This window comes from Allorhizobium borbori, assembly GCF_014196535.1.
GTDB classification, from domain to species: domain Bacteria; phylum Pseudomonadota; class Alphaproteobacteria; order Rhizobiales; family Rhizobiaceae; genus Ectorhizobium; species Ectorhizobium borbori.
In genome coordinates, this window is the sequence record NZ_JACIDU010000028.1 from 1 (window position 1) to 20,852 (window position 20,852).

Genomic DNA, 20,852 nt, shown 5'->3' on the forward strand with positions numbered 1-20,852 from the left:
CCATAAATCGCGATCCCGGCCGAATCCGGACCACGGTCCGTCATCGTTACAAGCATGTCGCTCAGCAACTCACCCAACCGACCCTCAAGAGAACGGTCCTTCAAAAATAATCCTACTATCCCACACATGGCATATGCCTCCGTCTGCTCGTGAGGACATGGCTACCACAGGGCGCCGCAACAATCAACTGGTAAGAATAAATTTTTCCTAAGGTTCAATATTTCGATTAAGCCAGGCCCGTCGGCTAGGATCGCGGTTCTTCGGCCATCCGCCTGCGCAGCGCATTCGGCGTCAGTCCGAAAAGCGTTGAAAATGCACGGGAAAAATGACCGGCGCTGGAGAAACCGGTCGCAAACGCAACCTCTGTGACGGACAGCGGGCTCTGCTCGATCAGTCGTCGCGCGTGCATCAGACGAATATTCCGGTAGGTATCGAGGTAGCCTTCTTTCATGTGAGTGGAAAAAAGCCGGTCGAGATGGCGCACGCTGGTGCCGGCAAACCGCGCCATCGTCGCCCGGTCGAGCGGCTGCTCGATGCTCGCCTCCATCTTTTCCAGAACCGTCAGAAGCACGGGGTGATGGGTGCCGAACCGCTCCGCCGCCGAACCGCGCTGCGGCGCCTCCGACTCGGCAATGCCGGTGTGCAGGTACCAGTCCGACACCCGTCGCGCGAAATGGGAGCCCATGCGCTCCCCGATCATCGCATGCATCATGTCGAGCGGCGCGACCCCGCCGGCGCAAGTGATGCGGTCGCCATCGATGACATAGCGGGCATGGCGAGGGCTCAAGTGACCAAAAGCCTCGCGCAGCACCGGCGCATGTTCCCAGTGGATGGTAAAATCACGGTTATCCAGCAGACCGGCTGCGGCCAACACATAGGAACCGCTCGAAATACCGCCGATGCGGATGCCGAGCCGCGGCAGGCGGCGCAGCTTGCCGTAATCGGCCTCGGGCAACACCCAATCCTGCGGCCCGCCACCGGCTACGACGAAAACGGTATGACACGTCTCCCCGAGCCGTTCCAGCGCCTCGCATTCAAAGGCTGTGCCGGACGAACTCTTCACCGGGCGTCCGTCCATGGACAGCATGACGACCTCATAGAGGTCGAGCCCGCCAATGAGATTGGCCGCGCGCAGTGGCTCGGTGGCCGAGGCGAAGGACATAAGCGCGAAATTCGGGATGAGAACGAATCCGATTCTCTGGGTGCTGCGCGGGTCGGGATGAACAACGGCCATAAAACGCTTTCACCCTCCACCCTTCGCTCGCGCCACCTTAAGGTAAAAAGAAGCGCTGCCTCCAAAACATCGCCCCGCGTTCACGATGGCCTATTTTTATATAGAAATGTCCCTTTGGTGCAATAGCTCCATGCAGGACTGCGTTAGCCTTTTCTCATATCGGAAGAGGTGCCCGCCCCCATGCGTTATTCAGCTTTCTCCATTCTCATGAACGGCCTGCGCGGCAATACGTCGTGGAAGCCCGCCTGGCGCGAGCCGGCGCCGAAGTCGCATTATGATGTCGTCATCATCGGCGGCGGCGGCCATGGTCTTGCCACGGCCTATTATCTGGCCAAGGAATTCGGCATTCGCAATGTCGCTGTTCTGGAGAAGAACTATATCGGCTCCGGCAATGTCGGCCGCAACACGACGATCATTCGCTCGAACTATCTGCTGCCGGGCAACAATCCGTTCTACGAGCTTTCGATGAAGCTGTGGGAAGGGCTGGAACAGGATTTCAACTTCAACGCCATGGTTTCCCAGCGCGGCGTTCTGAATCTCTTCCACTCCGATGCCCAGCGCGATGCCTATACGCGACGCGGCAATGCCATGCGTCTGCATGGGGTCGATGCCGAACTGCTCGACCGGGCGCAGGTGCGCGACATGCTGCCCTTCCTGGATTACGACAATGCCCGCTTCCCCATCCATGGCGGCCTCATTCAGCGCCGGGGCGGCACGGTGCGCCATGACGGCGTAGCCTGGGGCTATGCTCGCGGTGCCGACAGCCACGGCGTCGACATCATCCAGAATTGCGAAGTGACCGCCATTCGCCGCGAGAACGGCAAGGTCACAGGTGTCGAGACGTCGAAGGGCTTCATCGGCTGTGGCAAGCTCGCTGTGGCGGTCGCCGGCAACTCCTCACAGGTGGCGAACATGGTGGACATGAAGCTGCCACTCGAAAGCCATGTATTGCAGGCCTTCGTTTCCGAGGGACTGAAACCGTTCATCGATGGCGTTGTCACCTTCGGGGCCGGGCATTTCTACGTGTCGCAATCCGACAAGGGCGGCCTCGTCTTTGGCGGCGATATCGACGGTTACAACTCCTACGCCCAGCGCGGCAATCTCGCCACCGTGGAGCATGTTATCGAGGCCGGCAAGGCGATGATCCCCGGCCTTTCCCGTGTCCGGGTTCTCAGAAGCTGGGGCGGCATCATGGATATGTCGATGGACGGCACACCGATTATCGACAAGACGCCCATCGACAATCTCTATCTCAATGCCGGCTGGTGCTATGGCGGCTTCAAGGCCACGCCCGGTTCCGGCTGGTGCTTTGCCCACCTCATCTCGAAGAACGAACCGCACGAGGTGACGCGCCAGATGCGTCTCGACCGCTTCGAGCGCGGCTATATCGTCGATGAAAAGGGCCAGGGCGCCCAACCGAACCTTCACTGAATTTCGCAAAGCAAGGATACCGGCAATGGCCAGCCTCGTGCCGTGCCCGCATTGCGGGCAAAGACCCAAGGAAGAATTCACCGTCAAGGGTGCGGCGCTTGCCCGCCCCACGGCGGACGCAAGCCCCGAAACGTGGTTCGACTACGTTTACCTGCGCGACAACCCGCGCGGCCTTTATGACGAATACTGGCACCACACTTCCGGCTGCCGCCGCTGGCTGGTGGTGACACGCGACACCGCGACCCATGAAATCGAGGGCGTGCGCGACGCCTCTGCGAAGAAGGAGGCCGCGGAATGACGTCCTACCGTCTGACAAAGGGCGGTCTTGTCGACCGTTCCAAGCCACTTTCCTTCACGTTCGATGGCAAGCGTTTCGTCGGCCTTGAGGGCGACAGCCTCGCCTCTGCATTGCTCGCCAACGGGCAATTGCTCATGGGCCGTTCGTTCAAGTATCACCGCCCGCGCGGTGTGCTGACCGCCGGCGCCGCCGAACCGAACGCCCTGATGACCATCGGCGAGGGCGGACGCACCGAGCCTAACACCCGCGCCACCATGCAGGAGCTTTATCAGGGCCTTGTCGCGCAGAGCCAGAACCGCTGGCCCTCGCTCGACCACGATATCGGCGCGCTGAACAGCCTGCTTTCTCCCTTCCTCTCCGCCGGTTTCTACTACAAGACCTTCATGTGGCCGGCAGCCTTCTGGGAAAAACTCTACGAACCCTTCATCCGCAAGGCCGCCGGTCTCGGCAAGGCAAGCTATGAAGCCGACCCGGACCGCTATGAAAAGTGCTGGGCGCATTGTGACCTGCTGGTTATCGGTTCCGGCGCCACGGGTCTGGCAGCAGCGCTCACCGCCGGACGGGCCGGCGCACGCGTCATCCTGATCGATGAAAACGCGACGATCGGCGGCGGGCTTCTTGCAGAAACCGCCACCATCGGCGGCATCTCTGCCCCCGATTTCGTCAGCCGGACACTGGCCGAACTCGAAAGCCTGCCGAACGTACAGGTGCTGGCCCGCACCACCGGCTTCGGCTGGTATGACGGCAACGTCTTCGGGGCCGTGCAGCGGGTGCAGAAGCATGTGCGCGATCCGCGTCCCGAGGTTCCGGTGGAACGGCTGTGGCGCATTGCGGCCAAGCAGGCCATCCTCGCCACCGGCGCGGAAGAACGTCCGCTGGTATTCGGCGGCAACGACATTCCCGGCGTGATGATGGCGGGCGCGATGCGCACTTACCTGAACCGTTATGGCGTCGCCCCCGGCCAGAAAGTTGCCATCTTCACCACCAATGACAGCGGTTACGCGCTGGCGCGCGATCTGGAAGCCGCTGGCGTCAAGCTTGCCGCGATCATCGACAGCCGCGTCGCCGGTGCCTCAAACGGCGTCTACTCCGGTCCGGCCCGCATCGTGCGCGGCGGCTTCGTATCCGACGCCGAAGGCGGCAAGGCGCTTTCCTCCATCACCGTCTTCAAGGATGGGCAGACGGAGAAGCTTGCAGTCGATGCGCTCGCCATGTCAGGCGGGTTAAGCCCGGTCATTCACCTCGCCTGCCAGCGCGGCGGCCGTCCGGAATGGTCGGATACCCATGCGGCCTTCATCGTCGCCGAAGACCGGAAGGGACTGTCGCTGGCCGGCGCCGCCGCCACGGTCAACGGGCTTTCCGCCTGCCTCGAGGCGGGCGTCGCCAAAGCCATCCACCTGGTTGGAGGCCTTGGTTTCAACGCTGAAAGGACCGTCTTCGGTGCGGTCGAAGGCGATGTGATCCCGGCAGCGGCGAAGCCGGTCTGGAACATTCCGGGCATCAAGGGCAAGGCCTTCATCGATTACCAGAACGACGTTCACCGCAAGGATATCGGCCTTGCTGTGCGTGAAGGCTATGGCCATGTGGAACTGGCCAAGCGCTACACGACGAACGGCATGGCGACCGATCAGGGCAAGCTCTCCAACGTCAACGCCATCGGCCTGCTGGCCGAAGCGCGCGGCATTTCGCCCGCAGATGTCGGCACCACGACGTTCCGCCCGTTCTACACACCGGTTTCCTTCGGCGCGCTTGCCGGCACTTCGCATGGCAAGCATTTCCAGCCGGTGCGCCAATCGCCCCTGCACAACTGGGCGAAAAAGAACGGCGCGCAGTTCGTGGAAACCGGCCTGTGGTATCGTTCGAGCTGGTTCCCGCGGTCGGGCGAAAAGACCTGGCGCGAAAGCGTGGATCGTGAGGCAAAGACCGTTCGCCTCAATGCCGGGCTTTGCGACGTTTCGATGCTCGGCAAGATCGAGATTACCGGCAAGGATGCGGCGGAATTCCTGAACCGTGTCTATTCCAACGCTTTCCTGAAACTTCCGGTCGGCAGGGCCCGCTACGGTCTGATGCTGCGGGAGGACGGCTTCATCTATGATGACGGCACCACCAGCCGTCTCGAGGAAAACCGCTTCTTCATGACCACCACCACGGCCTATGCCGCCGGTGTCATGAACCATCTGGAGTTCTGCGCGCAGGCGCTTTGGCCGGACCTCGATGTGCGGCTTGCCTCCGTCACCGACCAATGGGCCCAGATGGCGCTGGCCGGCCCGAAGTCACGAGCTATCCTCCAGACCATCGTCGACGAGGATATCTCCAACGAAGCTTTCCCCTTCCTGGGGGCAAAGGAAGTGTCGCTCTTTGGTGGCAAGCTGACAGGCCGGCTCTTCCGCATCTCCTTCTCCGGCGAACTGGCCTATGAACTGGCCGTGCCTGCCGGGTATGGCGAAAGTGTTGCCGATGCGCTGATGGAGATCGGCAAGGAGCACGGCATCTGCGCCTATGGCGTGGAAGCGCTTGGCGTGTTGCGCATCGAAAAGGGCCATGTGACCCACAACGAAATCAACGGCACCGTCGTGCCCGCCGATCTCGGCTTTGCCAGGATGGCTTCCGCCACCAAGGCGGATTTCATCGGCAAGCGGATGCTGGAGCGCGAGGGCCTCAACGACCCGAACCGCCACCAGCTTGTGGGCGTCAGGCCACTCGACCCGGCAACGTCGTTCCGCAGCGGCTCGCACATCCTGGAAAAAGGTGCTGCGGCGACGCTGGAAAACGATCAGGGCCACATCAGCTCAAGCTGCTATTCACCGCATATCGGCTCCACCATCGGGCTCGCGCTGGTCAAACGCGGTGCCTCCCGCCACGGCGAGGAAGTGCTGGTGTGGAACGGCCTGCGCAACGAATACACCCCTGCCCGCCTTTGCGATCCGGTGTTCTTCGATCCGGCTAACGAAAAGCTGAAAGTCTGAGGTTCCGATGACCGATTTCATAATCGAACACCGCGCCGCGCTTGGCGAAAAGAAATCCTCGAGCTTCATGGGCGTGAAGCTCGAGGTGCTTCCCGAAGGCCATGTTCTGCATGCGCTGGCGGGAAGCGCGGATGGCGACCTCTCCGGAGCCATCCGCACCGCTCTTGGCCTGGAGGCTCTGGCCGTGCGGTTCGTGACACCGGGCCAATGGTTCATCGTGGGCGACAATGCCCTCTCCCACGCCGAACTCACCGGTCTTGCTGACCGGCTGAAGCCCATGGTGGATATTGTCGACCAGAGCCACGGCCGCATTCGTATCGGTCTCAGCGGAGAAAAGGCGACGGCCGTTCTGGCCAAGGGTACGGCGGCCGATCTGGCGCTGGCCGCCTTCCCGGTCGGTCACGCCACGATGACGCTCATCGGCCATATCGGAGCCCATATCACCCGAACCGGCGAAAACGCCTTTGAACTCATGGTTCTGCGCGGCTTCGCGGAGAGCCTGTGGGACGAGCTTGCGGATATGTGCGCGGAGTTCAGGTAATCCGCCGAACGCGGGAACGGTTCTGAGGACCGTTCCTACGCCACCACCTGCTCCACGCCGAACTGCCGGAACTGTTCGGCCAGAACGCCGGTGGCCGGCGCGTCGGTCACGAGCTGGTTGATATCGCGCCACTGGGCGTAGCGGGCCGGAAAAAGCCGGTCGTGCTTGGAATGGTCGGCAACGACGATCGTGCGCGCCGCCTGCGATACCATGGTCTGATAGACCGCGCTGCATTCGATCAGCGCATCGGACGGCCCGTCTATACCAAGGCCGGATGCGCCGAGGATCGTGTAATCGGCATGAAAATCCTGCAGGAACGAAATGGCGTGCGCGCCATGCGTCGCGCCTTCTCCTGCCAGATATTCGCCGGGGATAAGGATCACCCGGATCGTCGGATTGATGGCGAGCACCGTCGCCACGCCGAAGGCGTGGGTCAGAACGGTCAGGTTCTTCATTTCGACCGCGATGCGCCGCGCCACATGCACGGTGGTGGAGCCGGACCCGATCATCAGCACCCGTGCGCCTTTGAGCAGCGGCACGGCGGTGCGGGCAATCCGCTCGCGCTCGGAAACGAAAAGCGCATGGCGTTCGGTGACGGATGGTTCGGTGCTGAGCGAGCGAACGGCACCACCATACGTCCGGTTCAAAAGGCCCTGTCCGGTCAGTTCATCAAGATCGCGACGAATGGTTTCAGTCGAAACCGCCAGACGGCGGGCAAGTTCCGCGACGCGCAGGCTGGGCGACTGATTCAGCTCGTTCAGGATGCGCTCCTGACGCACCGATTTCGGCTTCTTCATCCGCTCAATCCCCGCTTGCATCTGTCTGTTGCGTTTCTGTCAGGAACGGCAGGCCCCTGCAAGCCCCGCACCGGGATCACCCGGCATTACGCTCCGGCAATAGCGCCAGAAGTTCGTCCGTGTTCATCACATTCGCGTAAATCATGTGAAGCCGTTCCAATTCGCTGACGTGCAGGTCGTGGTGACCCGCCGCGCAGGCATCATCCAGCACGATCACATCGAAGCTTTCATCGGCAAGGCTGCGCACGGTAGACGAAACGCATTGATCGGTAAAAATGCCGGTACAGACAACGTGAGCAATGCCCATATTGGCCAGCACAAGGCGCAGGTTCGTGCCGGTCAGCGCACTGTCGGTCGTCTTGGTCACGACAATCTCGTCGTCCAGTGGCGCAAGCTGCGGCACGATCTGCGAGGCCCATTCGTCCTTCGGCAGCAGCAGATTGTTCCAGCCGGGTTTCTTCTGGGAAAGGGAGCGATCGCGACCATCGGGTTTCAGGCAGGCAATGCGGGCAAAGAGAACATCAAGCCCACGCGCCCGGAAACTGTCGATAAGCGTGCGGTTGTTCGGAATAACGGTCGTGTGCATGCGTTCATGAAACGGCGTCCACGCGTGGTAGCGGGCAAGTTCATCGCCGGAAAGCGTCGCCGGGTCGGGTCGCTCCAGATAGGTGTTCTGCACATCGATGACGAGCAGCGCGACCTTGCCCTCTTCCAGAACCGGATCGTCCGGCTCCGGCGCACCGTGATAGTAGAAGGAACGGCGTTCGGTTTTCCAGCCCATGCCAGCTCCCTATGCTTCCGCGCGGCGGCGGCGCAGCAGCATGCCGATAAGACCGCCGCCGAGCAGAAGGGCCGCGGCGGAAAGCGTGCTCATCGTGCCGAGTGCGGGCACCATGGGCGTATAGCCCGCCACCATCTTGGAATAGAGCCACTTCGGAATGGTGGAATCCACACCCGCAGTATAAAGCGACAGCGGAAAATTGCCCCAGGACAGAAGGAAGGCGAAGAGCGCGCCCGACCAAATGCCGGGCCATAGGATCGGCAGTGTCACCTCGCGCAGGATGAACCAGCGGCTGGCGCCGAGATCGCGCGCGGCCTCCTCCAGCGTCGGATCGAAACCATAGACCTGAATGGCGATGACGAGCGTCACGACCGGTACGATCCACACGAGATGCGCAATCACGGCAGTCATCCAGCTTGGATTGATACCGAGCGCATTGAACCAGAGCAGCAGCGCCAGGCCCAGCACCGGCTGCGGGAAGAAGATCGGCAGCAGGATGATCTTCTGATAAAGCTTGCGACCCTTCCATTCATACCGGGCGAAGGCAAGCGCACCGAAGAAGGCGAAAAGCACCGACACCAGCGTGACGATGACGGCAATCAGCAGCGAGTTGTGGACGAGCGTCTGGATTTCCAGCGAACTCAGCGTCTTCTCCCACCATTCCCCGGAAAAAACCTTCACCGGAAACACGAAGTAGCGCCCCTTCGTCAGCCCCGCCAGCGCACCACACAGGATGGGGAGGTAAACGAGAAGAAGAACGAAGGCGGTCCAGACGCGAATGGCGAAGCGGGTTCGGATTTGTGCGCGGGTTTCCATCAGATCACCTCCGGCCCAGAATGCGGTCAAGATCGAGTTTCGACAGCACGGTCAGCGCCAGCCCGCTGACGATGACGACGAGAATGAGCGCCAGCGCCGAGCCAAGCGGCCAGTTCTGCGCGTAGGTGAAGGCGACCTCGATATCCTGCGCGATGGTAATGACCGATTGCCCGCCGAGGATCTTCGATTCCGCGATGGCACCGGCTCCCAGAACGAAAGTCAGCAGCATGCCGATCAGAATGCCGGGCATGGCGAGCGGCAGTTCCACTTCACGCCAGATCATGAAACGACCGGCCCCCAGATCCCGCGCCGCATCGATGAGGTCCTTCGGCACCATGGCAATGCCGAGCGTCATCGGAAACAGCATGAACGGCAGATAGACGTAGAGCATCCCGAAGAGAATGGCGCCGGGCGTGTAAAGCAGTTCCGGTCCGCCGGAAAAGCCCAGCGCTTTCAGCGCGCCGTCCAGCACGCCATTCTTGATGAAGAACAGAACCCAGCCGTAAAGCCGGACATTTTCCGAGACGAACAGAGGAAAGACGAAGAGAACAGAGACGAAGCCGGCCCACTTGCCAAACAATCGGTGCAGACCGTAGGCGATGGGATAGGCGATGATCGCAAGCAGCACGACGGTTGCCACCGCATAGGCGATCGACCAGGCGAACGAGGTCCAGACCGTGTTGGCCGGATCGAAGATCACCGCGAAGTTTGCCAGCGTGAAGGAGCGGAAGGCATCGAAGCTTTTCGGTGTGGCAAAGGCATAGGCCGCCACCGTCAGAAGCGGCGCAAGGAAACCGAGACCCAGCAACACCACAACGGGGCCGGACGCCCGAAGGCCCGGCGACACCTGGATGCCTTTCGGTGACGTATCGACAGTCTGGCTTTGGTGCTCAATCGCAACGGCCATTCTCAATCCCCCACCACGATGGCATCCGCCGCATCCCAACCGATGGTCACGGCATCGCCGGCGCTCACGGCACCACCGCGCGGAGCCTCCACCAGATAGATGCGCTCACCGGCATGGACCTGATACTGCATGCGCGAACCGAGCGAATATTCGTTGTAGATCGTGCCCTGGATGGCATTATCGACGGCGGCGCCGGTCGGCACGAAGCGCATCGTCTCGGGCCGCACGATCACGGTTGCCGCGTCGCTCACCCCTTCCGGCAGGCCGGAAACAACGAGAGCCTTGCCATCGGCGGCTTTCCAGCCATCTGCACCACGCCTCACCTCGAAACTGTTCACCTCGCCGAAGAATTCGGCGACGAAACGGTTTGCGGGCTTCGTATAGATTTCCTCCGGCGTGCCGATCTGCACGAGTTTGCCACGGCTCATGACGCCGACGCGATCCGACATCACCATCGCCTCTTCGAGGGAATGGGTGATGTACACAAAGGTCTTGCCGCTGACCCGGTGCAGATCCTTCAGCTCCTTTTCCAGCGCCTTCTTCAGCTTGTAGTCGAGCGCCGACAAAGGCTCATCGAAGAACAGAACGTCAGGGTCATAGGCAAAGGCGCGTGCCAGCGCCACGCGCTGCTTTTCACCGCCGGAACAGCGCATGACATTCTTGCCATAATAACTTTCCGGCAGGCGCACCATGCGCATCAGTTCCAGCGCGCGCGCCTTGCGCTCGGCCGGCGGCATCTTGCGCACCTTCAACGGAAACTCGATGTTCTCGCCCACCGTCTTGTGCGGAAAAAGGGCCAGCGACTGAAAGACGAGGCACGTCGGTCGCTTGTCGGCCGGCACATCGTTGATGAGATTGCCGCGCAGCGTGATGTAGCCCTCGCTCGGGCCCTCCATGCCGGCAAGCATTCTCAAAAGCGTTGTCTTGCCCGAACCGGATGGGCCGACGATGGAGACGAATTCACCTTCCTTGAAGTCCACATTGACTCCATCAACGGCGGCGAATTCGCCGAACACCTTCCGCACGCCAACAAGCTGCAGCACGGGTTTCGCCTGCGGCACGGCACTGGCAAGGGGCTCCGCAGCGATGGCGGAAGAAGTCACAGCAAGGGTCATTTCACGCTCCGGAAAGAAGCGTTTCGCCGCCACGGACGGGCGTCGAAACGCTTTGTCACTCAGCCTTCAGACGGGTTGGTGAACCACTCAACCACGCAGACGCTTGGCGGCAGTCATCAGGTCCAGCGCCTTTTCGTAATCGGGCACGATGTCATATTCGGCCGAACGCGCCATTTCCTCCTCAAGGCTATCCCACTGAATAGCTTCCAGTTCGTCCTTCGTGAAGAGATCGAAGCACTTCTTGTTGCCCATCTGCGAGACGGGATTGAACGTACCCTCGGCAAAGGCGACCGTATGGGCCACTTCCGGTTGCTGAACATATTTCAGGAACTCGGTCGCGAGCGGCGAAAGATCTGGGTTGTTGACGGTCGAGGTGATCTCGATCCACGAAATGCCGCCCTTGCCATCGATCGGCCCCTTGAGCGGCGTTACAGCACGCAGGTTGAGATAGCCATCGGCGCGGGCCGGCGAAACGGAATAGGTGCCACCGGTGAGATGCAAATCGATTTCGCCGGAGACCAGCGCCTGATTGAGCGAGGCGATATCGCCCACCATCTTCGCCCCCTTGAACACCTTCTCCGCCGTCTCTGAGAACAGCTTCATTTCGGCATCCGTATGTTCCTTGAACGGGTTAATGCCGGCGACCATGAAGATGCCGAAGACGTTCCAGTCGTCCGATTCCAGAATGCCGTACTTGCCCGCCAGCGCCGGATCGGCAAACAGCGCCCAGCCCTGCTCTTCCGCCGTCGCACGGCTCACCTTGTCGGTATTGACGACAAAGGAATAGGGCCCGAAACGCTGCGCCATGCCCAGCAGGTCCTTACCATCATCACTCATGGCCCAGCGATACGGCGACTTGAACTGGGGCAGCATGGTGTCGAAATAGGGCTCGAACTCGGCCTTGGGCAGCGGCTTGATGAGGCCGGCAGGCGCCATGACCTTGCGCGCCCAGGGATTATTGACGTTGATGAGGTCCCAGATCCTGGTTTCGCCAGCGCGCAGGCGGTTGATCATGGTCGGGTCATTGGTCAGCGATTCCGCCTTGACGGTCGCACCCTTTGAAGAACGGAACGGATCGAGCACCTGCGCGGAGTTATAGCCCTCCCAGCACAGGATGTTCAGCTCCTTTTCGCGGCCGGCAGCAAGCGCCCGGCCGGCCGTCGCCATCGGGCCGGCAACCGCCGCCGCACCCACGGCCTGCATGAAATTGCGTCTGGTGAGGTTCATCATCATCGTTCCCCTTTGTTGATGCCGGCTCCGGCTTTTCATGTTGGAAGTGTGTCGTAAAAATGTGTGGTTTACAACATTTATTTTCTGCGTCATTCTGCTTTTTAGAGGCGGCTCCGGACCATGGAAATGTTCCGGAGTTGCCTTTCGGGAGTGCGGGATCGTCGCCCATTTTCCTTGTATTTCCACGGTAATTTTCCATCCTGCCGTGGATAACAGGGCTCTGGGACCAAGCGCCGCCGAACAGGTGGGCAGATGCCGCAAATTTCAGCAGCAACCACAACGGAAAATGAGCGAAAAATGTTGAAGTCGCTACAGGGGAAAACAGTCATCGTGACCGGCGCCAGCCGCGGGATCGGCAAGGGCATCGCAAAACGTTTCGGCGAGGCGGGCCTCAATGTCCTCGTCGTTTCGCGCAACCAGGCGGATGCGGATGCCGTCGCAGCCGAAATCGGCCCGCACGCCTCGGGCTTTGCCGCCGATGTTTCAACGCCGGCTGGAACGGACGCCATGGTGAAGGCCGCTGTCGAGCGCTTCGGCGGCGTCGATATTCTTTGCGCCAATGCCGGCATCTTCCCGGCGGCAAAACTGGGCGAGATGACCGCTGCCGATTTCGACCACGTCCTCTCCACCAATTTGAAGAGCACCTTCCTCTCCGTCTCCTCCGTTCTGCCGGAAATGACGAAGAAGGGTTCGGGCCGCATCATCATCACCTCCTCGATCACCGGGCCGATCACCGGCTATCCCGGCTGGTCGCATTACGGCGCATCGAAGGCCGGCCAGCTCGGTTTCATGCGCACGGCGGCCATCGAGCTTGCGCCGAAGAGTATCACTGTCAACGCCGTCATGCCCGGCAATATCATGACGGAAGGGCTGGAGGGCAACGGCCCCGAATATATCGCTGCCATGGAAGCCTCCGTTCCGCTGCGTCGCCTCGGCACGCCGGAGGATATTGCCAATGCCGCCCTCTTCTTCGCCTCGGAAGAAGCCGCCTATATCACCGGCCAGAGCATTGTGGTCGATGGCGGGCAGATCCTGCCGGAATCGCTCGGCGCGCTGGAAGCCATGTAACGGGATTTCGGCGGCTCGCCCAGCGCGCGGCCGCCGCTTTCTTAACCTCGCACGCCACCCCTTGAATATGACAGTCTTCCGCCCCAGACTTGCAACAGGATCAATGCGCATCTGGAGTTTCAAAGTGGGCGACAAGATCAAGAAGACATACAAGGCGCTGCTGGATGGCGCCGAACTCGGCCTTTCCGGCCAAGCGCTCTACAGGTTTGTGACGGACAAATATCCGAAGGCTACCAGCAAGCGCATCGTCAAAGCAGCGCTTCTGGCCCTGTCAGACCCCGATGTGACGAGCGAGGCGACCTTGCACGCCATTTATGCGCTGGCCATCAAGCACCGCCTCGACCCCGCCACGGCAGAAGATGGAGATGACGACGCGGTCGCCTTCGCCAAGGCGCCTAGCGCCAGCGCCATTCAGGACGACCATAGCGTCCAGCTTCTGGACGCGACGGACGACGCCTGAATCAGCGATTGCCGAGGATAGTGGAGAGGACGCCGGTGAAGTGATCGGCGTCCGCCTTCGAGAAGCATAGTGGCGGACGAATTTTCAGCGTCGCGCCGTATTTTCCAGCCGCACCGATCAGGATGCCGCTCTTCTTCATTTCATTGATGACATGGGTGGAAAGCGCCGTATCCGGCTCGCCATCCTCCAGTCCGATAAAATCGAGGCCGATGAAGAGACCGGCCCCGCGCACCGCGCCGATGGTGACGTGGCGTGATTTGAGGTTTCGCAAGCTGTCAGCGAAATAGCTGCCGACATCGCGAGCGTTTTCCGTCAACCCCTCATCGGCGATCACATCGAGTACGGCAAGGCCCGCCGCAGCAGCGACCGGATTGCCGCCAAAGGTATTGAAATAGCCGGTTTCCTCGCAAAATTTCTGCAACAGGTCAGGCCGCGTGACGACGCCGCTCATCGGAAAGCCATTGCCCATCGGCTTGCCCATGGTCACGATATCCGGCGTCACGCCATGGCGCGCGAAGCCCCAGAGATTGAAGCCGGTGCGCCCGAAGCCCGGCTGAACCTCGTCGGCGATGAAGAGGCCACCCGCCTTGCGCACAGCTGCCACGGCCGGCTGGAGAAAGCCGGCGGGATCGGCATAGATCCCATCGCTCGAGAAGATGGAATCGACGATCAAAGCGGCGGTGCCATAGCCCTCCTTCCTGAGATCGGCGATAGCCGCCTCGACATGGGCCGCAAAGCTTGCGGCAACGGCGGCGGGATCATTGCCCGACGGCGCCGGAACCGTGCGCACGAAAGGCGCTGGCTTGCGCTTCTTCAGCGCCGAGGGCGAAATTTCCGTCACCAGCGCGGTGTTGCCATGATAGGCGGATTCCGTAACGATGAAGCCTTCCGCTCCCGTGCCGATGCGGGCAATCCGCATGGCCAAGTCGTTGCTTTCGCTGCCGGTGCAGGTCATCACCAGATTGGAAAGACCTTCGGGATAGGTCGCCAGCAGTCGCTCCGAATAGGTCTCTACGATTTTCGTGAGGTAGCGGGTGTGAATGTTGATTTCCGCGGCCTGCTTGGCCATCGCAGCAACAACACGTGGATGGCAATGGCCGACGGAAGGCACGTTGTTATAGACATCCAGATATTTGCGGCCATCCGCATCGTACATATAGGTGCCTTCGGCGCGGACCATCTCGATGGGCTGCTCATAAAACAGCACCGAGGACGCACCAAAAGTGGCCGAACGGCGACGGACCCGCTCGGCAAGTTCTTCCGGAAAGCCTTCCGTACGGCTGGCATCGAAACGGTTGAGCGCCAGAATTTCCTTCAGGGGAGCAGCAGACATGGACGGCCTCCTTAAACCGAAGCCAGAAAACGTTCGGCGAGCGCCACCGTGCCATCGGTGTAGCCCGACCCGAGCGCCTGCGCGGTCGGGGTTTCGGCATGCGACGCGATCCAGGCGGTCAACTGCATACGACGCAGCATGACCAGCATGGGCAGCGCCGCTTCCTGTTCCGGCGGCAGCGGCGCAGTGTGTCGATAGCCCTCCAGCCAGGCGGCCATCAGTTCCGGCACGATCGGCTCATGCTCCATGAAGCTGATTGCCGCAGCAAAATCATAGGCAAACCACGAGAAACCGCAGTCATCGAAATCGATCACACCCAGCCTGTCGCCCTCCACCAGAAGGTTGGCTGCACGCATATCGCAATGCACGAGGCCGAAGCGATCGGGACCATAGCCAAAGGCAGCCGTGCGGGCTTCAAGCGCGGTGTGGGCGCGTTCGAGAATGGCTTTGCCATCCTGCGTCAGGCCAAGCGCCGCCCGCCAATCACCCCACCAGGCATCAGAGCCGAGAATATGATCGAAATCCCACTTCTTGCGGACAAAATCCGGCGATCTTGCCCAGTCGCGGCTATGTTCGTGCAAGCGGGCATTGATCTCACCAAGCACGCCGTACCACTTCACGAGGTCGGATTCGGCATCCGGCTCCTTGCCGGACATGAAATCGAATGCAACGGCGTAACGCTGTGTTTCGCCGTCCGAGAAGGATTGCAACAGGCTTCCATTCGTCGCCGGGATCGCCTCCGGCGTCACCACCACGCCATCCTTGCGCAGCGCCTCCGTCCAGGCAAGCTCGGAGAGGATCTCCGCCTCGCTGTGATAATCGGGCCGGTGCACCCGCACGATCATGTCGCGGCCTGAAGGGTTCGAGACCCGAAACGTTGCGTTTTCGGAAATGGTCAGAAGCTTGACCGAGGCATCCGAACCAAGGCCCCAGACGGGCAGCGTCGCGGTGAGGCCATTGGCAAGTCGCGTCAGAAAATGTTCGTCATACAACATCGATTGCGAGTCCGAGACTATATTGTTGGCAAATCCAACATGATTTATGTTGGATTTGCAACATTGAATTTTGCCACTCCCACAGATTTGAACGGTTTACCCCGACCTGGCTCTGTGGCTACATCCAGATCCACTCTCCGTTTCCGGCAGGCCGACATGACGATATCACACACTCCCCCGAAGAAACCCCGCGCCCGTGCGCTCGGCCTGCCTTTTACCGGGCAAACGGGGCCCTATAACGCCATAACGGACGTGGCAGGCCTCGGCGTCGGCTTCCGCACGATCATCGAGAACGAGCCCCGCACCGGCCGCACGCAACCGGTGCGCACCGGCGTCACCGCCATTCTGCCCCATATGAATTCGCAAACGCCCGTGCCGGTCTATGCCGGCGTGCACCGGTTCAACGGCAATGGCGAGATGACCGGCACGCACTGGATCGAGGATGGCGGTTATTTTCTGGGGCCGGTGATGATTACCAACACCCATGGCGTCGGCATCACCCACCATGCCACGGTGAAATGGATGATCGACCGCTACCCCTCCACTTACCAGACCGGCGATCATCTTTGGATCATGCCGGTCGTGGCGGAAACCTATGACGGGGTGCTGAACGACATCAACGCCCTGCCGGTGACGGACGCGGATGCGCGCGCCGCGCTCGACGCCGTGGCTTCCGGCCCTGTGCAGGAGGGCAATTGCGGCGGCGGCACGGGCATGATCACCTATGGCTTCAAGGGTGGCACCGGCACATCCTCCCGCCGCATCACCTTCGATGGCCGCGATTACATGCTCGGCGTTCTCGTGCAGGCCAACCACGGCCAGCGCGACTGGCTGACGATTGCCGGCGTTCCGGTCGGCAAGCACCTTACTGACGATACACCACAAAGCCAGTTGAAGGAACGCGGCTCGATCATCGTCGTCATCGCCACGGATCTGCCGATGATGCCGCATCAATTGAAGCGTCTCGCCCGGCGCGCGGCCATTGGCATTGGTAGAAACGGCACACCGGGCGGCAACAATTCCGGCGATATTTTTCTCGCCTTTTCAACGGCCAATGCCCACGCCATGCCACACCGGATGCCGGGACACCTGACTGTCGAAATCGTCGCCGATGAGCCGCTCGATCCCGTCTATCTGGCCACCGTGGATGCTGTCGAGGAAGCCGTCGTCAACGCCATGCTGGCAGCGGAGACGCTGGGCGGAACGCCGCATGACAAATTGATCGTCAAGGCGATCGACCACGAAGCCTTGCTTAGAGTTCTCGCACACTATGGCCGCCTGAACGAGGGCGCCTGACCTCAAATCACCTCGCGCACGCCGGGCATCGTGACGAAGCCCGGCAGAGCGTGGATCTGTCGTGCCCAGATGAGAAGGCGGGGGAATTCCTCCATGCCGATACCGATATCGGCGGCCAGCGCCACCGCCGGAAAGATGGCGATGTCGGCAATCGTCGGGTAATCGGCAGCTATGAAGGTCAGACCATCGAGCGACCGTCGGACAAGGTGCCCTTCGATAAGCCGGAATGCGGTTCTGGCAACCGCAAACGCATCGGCAAAGCTGGGAGCGAGGCCGAACATGGCCTGCAATCGCGCAGCTTCCGTCGCCGTGAGCTCGCCGGCTGCGAAGGCCAGCCATTCGAAGACATGTGCCCGCGCCACGGGATCAGCGGGAAGCCAGCGCCCGCCTTTGTCGTGGCGTTCGGCAATATGCACCAGCATCGCCTCGGGCCGGGTCAGCACGATATCACCCTCCACAAGCATCGGCACGGTGCCGGCAGGGTTTATCTCCCGATAGTGAGGAGCGTCGTTGCCCTTGCCGGGCAGAATACCAACGGTACGGCGCTCAAAGTCCATGCCAAGAAGGCTCAGCAGCAGCCTCACCTTGTAGGCATCGGCCAGAAGATCGTGATTGTAGAGGATGATGGCCATGGGTCAGGCCTCTTCATATTCGTAGGAGCCGTAGCGCAGCGCTTTCGTCTTGAGCCAGCGGCGATAGGCGACCGAGGAGAGATCGGCACGGGTGGGAATTTCGGCACGCGGATCGAGCGGCAGGGTGCGCGGGCGCTGGTTCTCCAGAATGATGCGGTCCTGCAGGAAGATTTTCTGCTGAAACATCACGATGTCCTCATCCGTGCTGATGGAATCCACCACCACCATCAGCGGATAGGCGATGGAGCGATCTGCCTCGACCGGCTGACTGAACAACGCGATGACATCGAAGCGGTCGGGCGCCTCCGGGCAGGTCTTGTAAAGCAGGACGTTGAACGGCGTCACGACGCGGTAGACGTAATGGCTCATCTGCCCGCCCTTCGAAGCGGCAGCGGCCAACGGTTGCCAGAACCGGCAATTGGTGGCCCAGACCTCATCGACATCGGCGCGGATTTCCGCCTGATACTGTTCCACCTCCGGCTTGTCGAGCGCGCCGAGAATATCGGTGTGTACAAAGGGAAAATGCGCCATGTCGAGGAAGTTTTCGACGAGACGCAGACCGGATGCACCCACATCCACCGTGCCGCACGTCACCACCCGGCGATCCGGTTCAAAAGCTTCCGCAAGCGGGAAGATGCCACGATTGGGTGCCCCGAAGGTGGTCCAGATAAAGCCGTAATGCTCTTCGGCACGGGCCGCGCGGCCATCCTCATCGCCTCCCTCCAGCGTCACGGCAACGGTGCCATCGTCCTTACGGGTCACCAGAATGTCCTGGCCGAGCAAACGCGTGCAACGCGGGGCAGCCGGTCTCACATCGGCGGAAATGCCCACGACATACCAGTCGTTGAGCGCTGCCATGTCCTTGGTCATCGTCATGGGTTCACTCCGCAGCGATAAGATCCGAGGTTTCGAAACGGCGACGCAGCGCCTCAGCAAAGGCGATGGCTGCCTTGAGGCAATCGCGCTTTGCCGTCACATGCACCCGACAGCGCGCGGCGAGAACCGGCTGCACTTCGGCTTCCATGTCATCCGGCAGCGTCAGAATGGCCTTCACGCTTTCGGCCGGTGCGTCGATGGTCACGCTCATCGCCCCGTCCAGCCCGGCATCAGCCACAGCGGGCGCATCCGCCCCCTCGCCCATCCGCACCCATACGAGGCCCGCCACTTCCGCAGCGCCGTAGCGCTCCACCGTGATCGTCTTCGGCGGCACGAGATCGGGATGGGCCGGAATACGATCGCAGCCGCCGCCTTCGCCGCGATAACGCCAGCCATGATAGAGGCAGGAGAGCGTGTCGCCACGCACAAAGCCCAGCGAAAGCCGCATGCCGCGATGCGGACAGCGGTCCACCCACGCGCGCACAGCACCGCTTTCTGCCCGCCAGATGACGATCTCACGACCACCTAGAATGACCGGAAAGGGTGCGCCGGCCGGCAGATCGCGGGAAAGCGCCACAGCATGCCAACCATCGGCAAGCGGCAGAATGGGATGATCGCTATAGGTTTCGGCAGGCATCCAGGTCTCCTTCAGCGGCGTCTGTCGGGCACGCCCGCACGGCTGGTTCCAGCGATTTGGAGCTGAAAATCACCACGAGGGCAAGCCGTCAAATACGGGGTAAGGCGAGGACTTCATGACAGCGTTCGGATGCAAGAATCGGGCCGTCCGCTTTCGCGGCGCAGCGAAGAATCCGCTTGAATTTTTCCGAAACCTGTCCCTATTCTGCCGTCCATTGAGGCATGGCCGCAAAATTAAGCAGGCCTCCAAGCATTCTTTCCCGCCAGACCGCCGAAATTTAGGAGACACGCCATGCGCACCAACGAAGCCGTGCAGTTCGTGTTCGAAGGCTCCATCCGCAGCGACAGCTTTGTCGGCTTTGCGCGTCATCGCGCCGCCCGCCTCGACCTGCATCTGACGCTCGGCCCCTGCCAGGATGACCGCGTAGCACTCGCCATTCGCGGCCAGAACGATCTGGTCGACGCCTTCGAGATGGCCTGCAGCCTTGGGCCGCAGGACTGCATCGTTCATGACGTTCACCGCATCGGCGGCAGCCAGGACTGAGAGGTCAAAGCCCCTCGGCAATGCCGCGATAGCCATTCGGTTCCGGGAAGGGCCAATCGGTGAGCAAAGCCATGTCGGGCCGGTAGATCTCAACCTTCAGCGGGTAGCAGGCGGCGGCATCGCTGGAATGCTCGGCACTGCAATCGCCGCCGGGACAAGCCGAAAGCGCACCGAGCAGATCGATTTCCGCGAATAGCTCGAGATAGTCGCCGGGCCGCACCGGGCTAGCCTTCATGAAATACTGCTTCGTATCCGCCGTAAAGCCGGTGCACATGAAGACGTTGAGGACATCGTGCACGAAGGGTTCGGCATCGCGCATCGAAATTCCCTGCGCCTTGCCAAGCGCCCGGCAAAGGTTCGAATGGCAGCAATGATGGTAATCGCCACCGGACAGCAGCCGGTTTGTATAGGGGTCGCAGCGGGTGCCGATCACGTCGTGAACGCCGCCGCCATCGGCATCGAACCCGTACCAGCCAAGTGTGTCATGGCTGATCGTCGCCATGGGGCGAAGGCTTGGCAGCGAACTCCACAACCGGTCGCCGGTCGAAACATGCGTGGCGTGCAGCGCCCGTGTCTTGCCGCTGTAGAAACGCTCGGTCAGATCGTTTGCATTCCATAGATTGAGATCGCCCACCTGCGGTCCCTCGACACTGACGATGCGGATAAAATGGCCCTTCGGTGCCCGGAACGTGCCGCCCTCACGCGGCGGAACGATCACTTCATCGACCTTTTGCATCGTGGCGCGGGCCCGCTCCAGAAGGGCAAGGTCCGGCGATGGCAGGGTCCCGTTCGGATAGACCACCACAGGCTTTATCGCCCGGCGGGCAGCGGCATCGGCAGGCGGAACGATACGGGGATCAACAGACATAGGCATGGTCCTTCGGAAGGGTTTGGAA

Annotated in this window: 21 protein-coding genes and 1 pseudogene; 8 read left to right on the plus strand and 14 right to left on the minus strand. The window is 61.3% G+C overall.

Features of this window, described 5'->3' with window-relative positions; all coding sequences use genetic code 11:
- Together GGQ66_RS21240 and GGQ66_RS21245 are read right to left on the minus strand one after the other, a co-directional pair.
- Window positions 1-128: pseudogene (locus tag GGQ66_RS21240) on the minus strand (glutamine amidotransferase); the annotation flags it as partial.
- Window positions 129-244: 116 nt separating this feature from the next.
- Complete coding sequence (locus GGQ66_RS21245) at window positions 245-1,234, minus strand: GlxA family transcriptional regulator (protein ID WP_183795438.1); 990 nt, start codon at window positions 1,232-1,234, stop codon at window positions 245-247.
- 180 nt (window positions 1,235-1,414) lie between these two features.
- On the opposite strand from GGQ66_RS21245, the gene GGQ66_RS21250 reads away from it, so the two are divergent.
- The 4 genes from GGQ66_RS21250 to GGQ66_RS21265 are packed head-to-tail and all read left to right on the plus strand — an operon-like array spanning window position 1,415 to window position 6,470.
- On the plus strand, window positions 1,415-2,665 hold the full coding sequence (locus GGQ66_RS21250; protein WP_183795440.1) for a sarcosine oxidase subunit beta family protein: 1,251 nt from the start codon (window positions 1,415-1,417) through the stop codon (window positions 2,663-2,665).
- A 25-nt stretch (window positions 2,666-2,690) separates the two neighbouring features.
- On the plus strand, window positions 2,691-2,963 hold the full coding sequence (locus GGQ66_RS21255) for a sarcosine oxidase subunit delta (protein ID WP_183795442.1): 273 nt from the start codon (window positions 2,691-2,693) through the stop codon (window positions 2,961-2,963).
- The gene (locus tag GGQ66_RS21260; RefSeq protein WP_183795444.1) at window positions 2,960-5,929 is read left to right on the plus strand and encodes a sarcosine oxidase subunit alpha; all 2,970 of its coding nucleotides are present in this window, start codon (window positions 2,960-2,962) and stop codon (window positions 5,927-5,929) included. Before GGQ66_RS21255 ends, GGQ66_RS21260 begins: the two co-directional genes overlap by 4 nt.
- Before the next feature lie 7 nt (window positions 5,930-5,936).
- Window positions 5,937-6,470 (plus strand): sarcosine oxidase subunit gamma family protein, encoded by a 534-nt coding sequence (locus tag GGQ66_RS21265; protein WP_183795446.1) that lies wholly within the window; start codon window positions 5,937-5,939, stop codon window positions 6,468-6,470.
- A 35-nt stretch (window positions 6,471-6,505) separates the two neighbouring features.
- Here the strand turns inward: GGQ66_RS21265 and GGQ66_RS21270 are convergent, their stop codons facing one another.
- The 6 genes from GGQ66_RS21270 to GGQ66_RS21295 all read right to left on the minus strand — a co-directional run bounded on the left by GGQ66_RS21270 (window position 6,506) and on the right by GGQ66_RS21295 (window position 12,116).
- A complete protein-coding gene (locus GGQ66_RS21270) occupies window positions 6,506-7,267 on the minus strand; it encodes a DeoR/GlpR family DNA-binding transcription regulator (RefSeq protein WP_183795448.1) in 762 nt (253 codons plus the stop codon).
- 76 nt (window positions 7,268-7,343) lie between these two features.
- On the minus strand, window positions 7,344-8,048 hold the full coding sequence (locus GGQ66_RS21275; RefSeq protein ID WP_183795450.1) for a cysteine hydrolase family protein: 705 nt from the start codon (window positions 8,046-8,048) through the stop codon (window positions 7,344-7,346).
- 9 nt (window positions 8,049-8,057) lie between these two features.
- Window positions 8,058-8,864, minus strand: coding sequence for an ABC transporter permease (locus GGQ66_RS21280; RefSeq protein WP_183795451.1), 807 nt, complete (start codon window positions 8,862-8,864; stop codon window positions 8,058-8,060).
- A 4-nt stretch (window positions 8,865-8,868) separates the two neighbouring features.
- Window positions 8,869-9,771, minus strand: coding sequence for an ABC transporter permease (locus GGQ66_RS21285; protein ID WP_183795453.1), 903 nt, complete (start codon window positions 9,769-9,771; stop codon window positions 8,869-8,871).
- Between the two features lie 2 nt (window positions 9,772-9,773).
- Entirely contained in the window at window positions 9,774-10,886 is a 1,113-nt protein-coding gene (locus GGQ66_RS21290) for an ABC transporter ATP-binding protein (RefSeq protein WP_183795455.1), read from the minus strand.
- An 87-nt stretch (window positions 10,887-10,973) separates the two neighbouring features.
- Window positions 10,974-12,116, minus strand: coding sequence for an ABC transporter substrate-binding protein (locus tag GGQ66_RS21295; RefSeq protein ID WP_183795457.1), 1,143 nt, complete (start codon window positions 12,114-12,116; stop codon window positions 10,974-10,976).
- A gap of 297 nt (window positions 12,117-12,413) precedes the next feature.
- Here GGQ66_RS21295 and fabG point away from each other — a divergent pair, with 297 nt between their 5' ends.
- Both fabG and GGQ66_RS21305 read left to right on the plus strand, forming a co-directional pair.
- The gene (fabG, locus tag GGQ66_RS21300; protein ID WP_183795459.1) at window positions 12,414-13,184 is read left to right on the plus strand and encodes a 3-oxoacyl-ACP reductase FabG; all 771 of its coding nucleotides are present in this window, start codon (window positions 12,414-12,416) and stop codon (window positions 13,182-13,184) included.
- A gap of 124 nt (window positions 13,185-13,308) precedes the next feature.
- Entirely contained in the window at window positions 13,309-13,644 is a 336-nt protein-coding gene (locus GGQ66_RS21305) for a hypothetical protein (protein ID WP_183795461.1), read from the plus strand.
- A 1-nt stretch (window position 13,645) separates the two neighbouring features.
- On the opposite strand, the gene GGQ66_RS21310 is transcribed toward GGQ66_RS21305, so the two are convergent.
- Window positions 13,646-14,977, minus strand: coding sequence for an aspartate aminotransferase family protein (locus tag GGQ66_RS21310; protein ID WP_183795463.1), 1,332 nt, complete (start codon window positions 14,975-14,977; stop codon window positions 13,646-13,648).
- Between the two features lie 11 nt (window positions 14,978-14,988).
- Window positions 14,989-15,972: a phosphotransferase enzyme family protein gene (locus GGQ66_RS21315; RefSeq protein WP_183795465.1), complete on the minus strand. Its 984-nt coding sequence runs from the start codon at window positions 15,970-15,972 to the stop codon at window positions 14,989-14,991.
- 156 nt (window positions 15,973-16,128) lie between these two features.
- Between GGQ66_RS21315 and GGQ66_RS21320 the strand changes: the two genes are divergently transcribed.
- On the plus strand, window positions 16,129-17,268 hold the full coding sequence (locus GGQ66_RS21320; protein WP_183795467.1) for a DmpA family aminopeptidase: 1,140 nt from the start codon (window positions 16,129-16,131) through the stop codon (window positions 17,266-17,268).
- Window positions 17,269-17,270: 2 nt separating this feature from the next.
- Here GGQ66_RS21320 and GGQ66_RS21325 read toward each other — a convergent pair whose 3' ends face one another.
- Genes GGQ66_RS21325 through GGQ66_RS21335 form a run of 3 tightly spaced genes read right to left on the minus strand, consistent with a single transcriptional unit; the run spans window position 17,271 to window position 19,413 of the window.
- A complete protein-coding gene (locus tag GGQ66_RS21325; protein ID WP_183795469.1) occupies window positions 17,271-17,900 on the minus strand; it encodes a glutathione S-transferase family protein in 630 nt (209 codons plus the stop codon).
- A gap of 3 nt (window positions 17,901-17,903) precedes the next feature.
- On the minus strand, window positions 17,904-18,776 hold the full coding sequence (locus GGQ66_RS21330) for an aromatic ring-hydroxylating oxygenase subunit alpha (RefSeq protein WP_183795471.1): 873 nt from the start codon (window positions 18,774-18,776) through the stop codon (window positions 17,904-17,906).
- Window positions 18,777-18,780: 4 nt separating this feature from the next.
- Entirely contained in the window at window positions 18,781-19,413 is a 633-nt protein-coding gene (locus GGQ66_RS21335) for a Rieske 2Fe-2S domain-containing protein (RefSeq protein WP_183795473.1), read from the minus strand.
- A 291-nt stretch (window positions 19,414-19,704) separates the two neighbouring features.
- Between GGQ66_RS21335 and GGQ66_RS21340 the strand changes: the two genes are divergently transcribed.
- The gene (locus GGQ66_RS21340; RefSeq protein WP_210287363.1) at window positions 19,705-19,956 is read left to right on the plus strand and encodes a hypothetical protein; all 252 of its coding nucleotides are present in this window, start codon (window positions 19,705-19,707) and stop codon (window positions 19,954-19,956) included.
- A 4-nt stretch (window positions 19,957-19,960) separates the two neighbouring features.
- Here the strand turns inward: GGQ66_RS21340 and GGQ66_RS21345 are convergent, their stop codons facing one another.
- Window positions 19,961-20,824 (minus strand): urea carboxylase-associated family protein, encoded by an 864-nt coding sequence (locus GGQ66_RS21345; protein WP_183795478.1) that lies wholly within the window; start codon window positions 20,822-20,824, stop codon window positions 19,961-19,963.
- Between the last annotated feature and the right edge of the window lie 28 nt (window positions 20,825-20,852).

Bases quoted from the DNA above. Each gene is read 5' to 3' on its own strand.
- GGQ66_RS21330 (WP_183795471.1), bottom strand. From the start codon at position 18,776: ATGACGATGACCAAGGACATGGCAGCGCTCAACGACTGGTATGTCGTG.
- GGQ66_RS21270 (WP_183795448.1), bottom strand. From the start codon at position 7,267: ATGAAGAAGCCGAAATCGGTGCGTCAGGAGCGCATCCTGAACGAGCTG.
- GGQ66_RS21320 (WP_183795467.1), top strand. From the start codon at position 16,129: ATGACGATATCACACACTCCCCCGAAGAAACCCCGCGCCCGTGCGCTC.
- fabG (WP_183795459.1), top strand. From the start codon at position 12,414: ATGTTGAAGTCGCTACAGGGGAAAACAGTCATCGTGACCGGCGCCAGC.
- GGQ66_RS21295 (WP_183795457.1), bottom strand. From the start codon at position 12,116: ATGATGAACCTCACCAGACGCAATTTCATGCAGGCCGTGGGTGCGGCG.
- GGQ66_RS21310 (WP_183795463.1), bottom strand. From the start codon at position 14,977: ATGTCTGCTGCTCCCCTGAAGGAAATTCTGGCGCTCAACCGTTTCGAT.
- GGQ66_RS21265 (WP_183795446.1), top strand. From the start codon at position 5,937: ATGACCGATTTCATAATCGAACACCGCGCCGCGCTTGGCGAAAAGAAA.
- GGQ66_RS21325 (WP_183795469.1), bottom strand. From the start codon at position 17,900: ATGGCCATCATCCTCTACAATCACGATCTTCTGGCCGATGCCTACAAG.
- GGQ66_RS21315 (WP_183795465.1), bottom strand. From the start codon at position 15,972: ATGTTGTATGACGAACATTTTCTGACGCGACTTGCCAATGGCCTCACC.
- GGQ66_RS21245 (WP_183795438.1), bottom strand. From the start codon at position 1,234: ATGGCCGTTGTTCATCCCGACCCGCGCAGCACCCAGAGAATCGGATTC.
- GGQ66_RS21340 (WP_210287363.1), top strand. From the start codon at position 19,705: ATGCGCACCAACGAAGCCGTGCAGTTCGTGTTCGAAGGCTCCATCCGC.
- GGQ66_RS21260 (WP_183795444.1), top strand. From the start codon at position 2,960: ATGACGTCCTACCGTCTGACAAAGGGCGGTCTTGTCGACCGTTCCAAG.
- GGQ66_RS21285 (WP_183795453.1), bottom strand. From the start codon at position 9,771: ATGGCCGTTGCGATTGAGCACCAAAGCCAGACTGTCGATACGTCACCG.
- GGQ66_RS21335 (WP_183795473.1), bottom strand. From the start codon at position 19,413: ATGCCTGCCGAAACCTATAGCGATCATCCCATTCTGCCGCTTGCCGAT.
- GGQ66_RS21290 (WP_183795455.1), bottom strand. From the start codon at position 10,886: ATGACCCTTGCTGTGACTTCTTCCGCCATCGCTGCGGAGCCCCTTGCC.
- GGQ66_RS21280 (WP_183795451.1), bottom strand. From the start codon at position 8,864: ATGGAAACCCGCGCACAAATCCGAACCCGCTTCGCCATTCGCGTCTGG.
- GGQ66_RS21275 (WP_183795450.1), bottom strand. From the start codon at position 8,048: ATGGGCTGGAAAACCGAACGCCGTTCCTTCTACTATCACGGTGCGCCG.
- GGQ66_RS21345 (WP_183795478.1), bottom strand. From the start codon at position 20,824: ATGTCTGTTGATCCCCGTATCGTTCCGCCTGCCGATGCCGCTGCCCGC.
- GGQ66_RS21255 (WP_183795442.1), top strand. From the start codon at position 2,691: ATGGCCAGCCTCGTGCCGTGCCCGCATTGCGGGCAAAGACCCAAGGAA.
- GGQ66_RS21250 (WP_183795440.1), top strand. From the start codon at position 1,415: ATGCGTTATTCAGCTTTCTCCATTCTCATGAACGGCCTGCGCGGCAAT.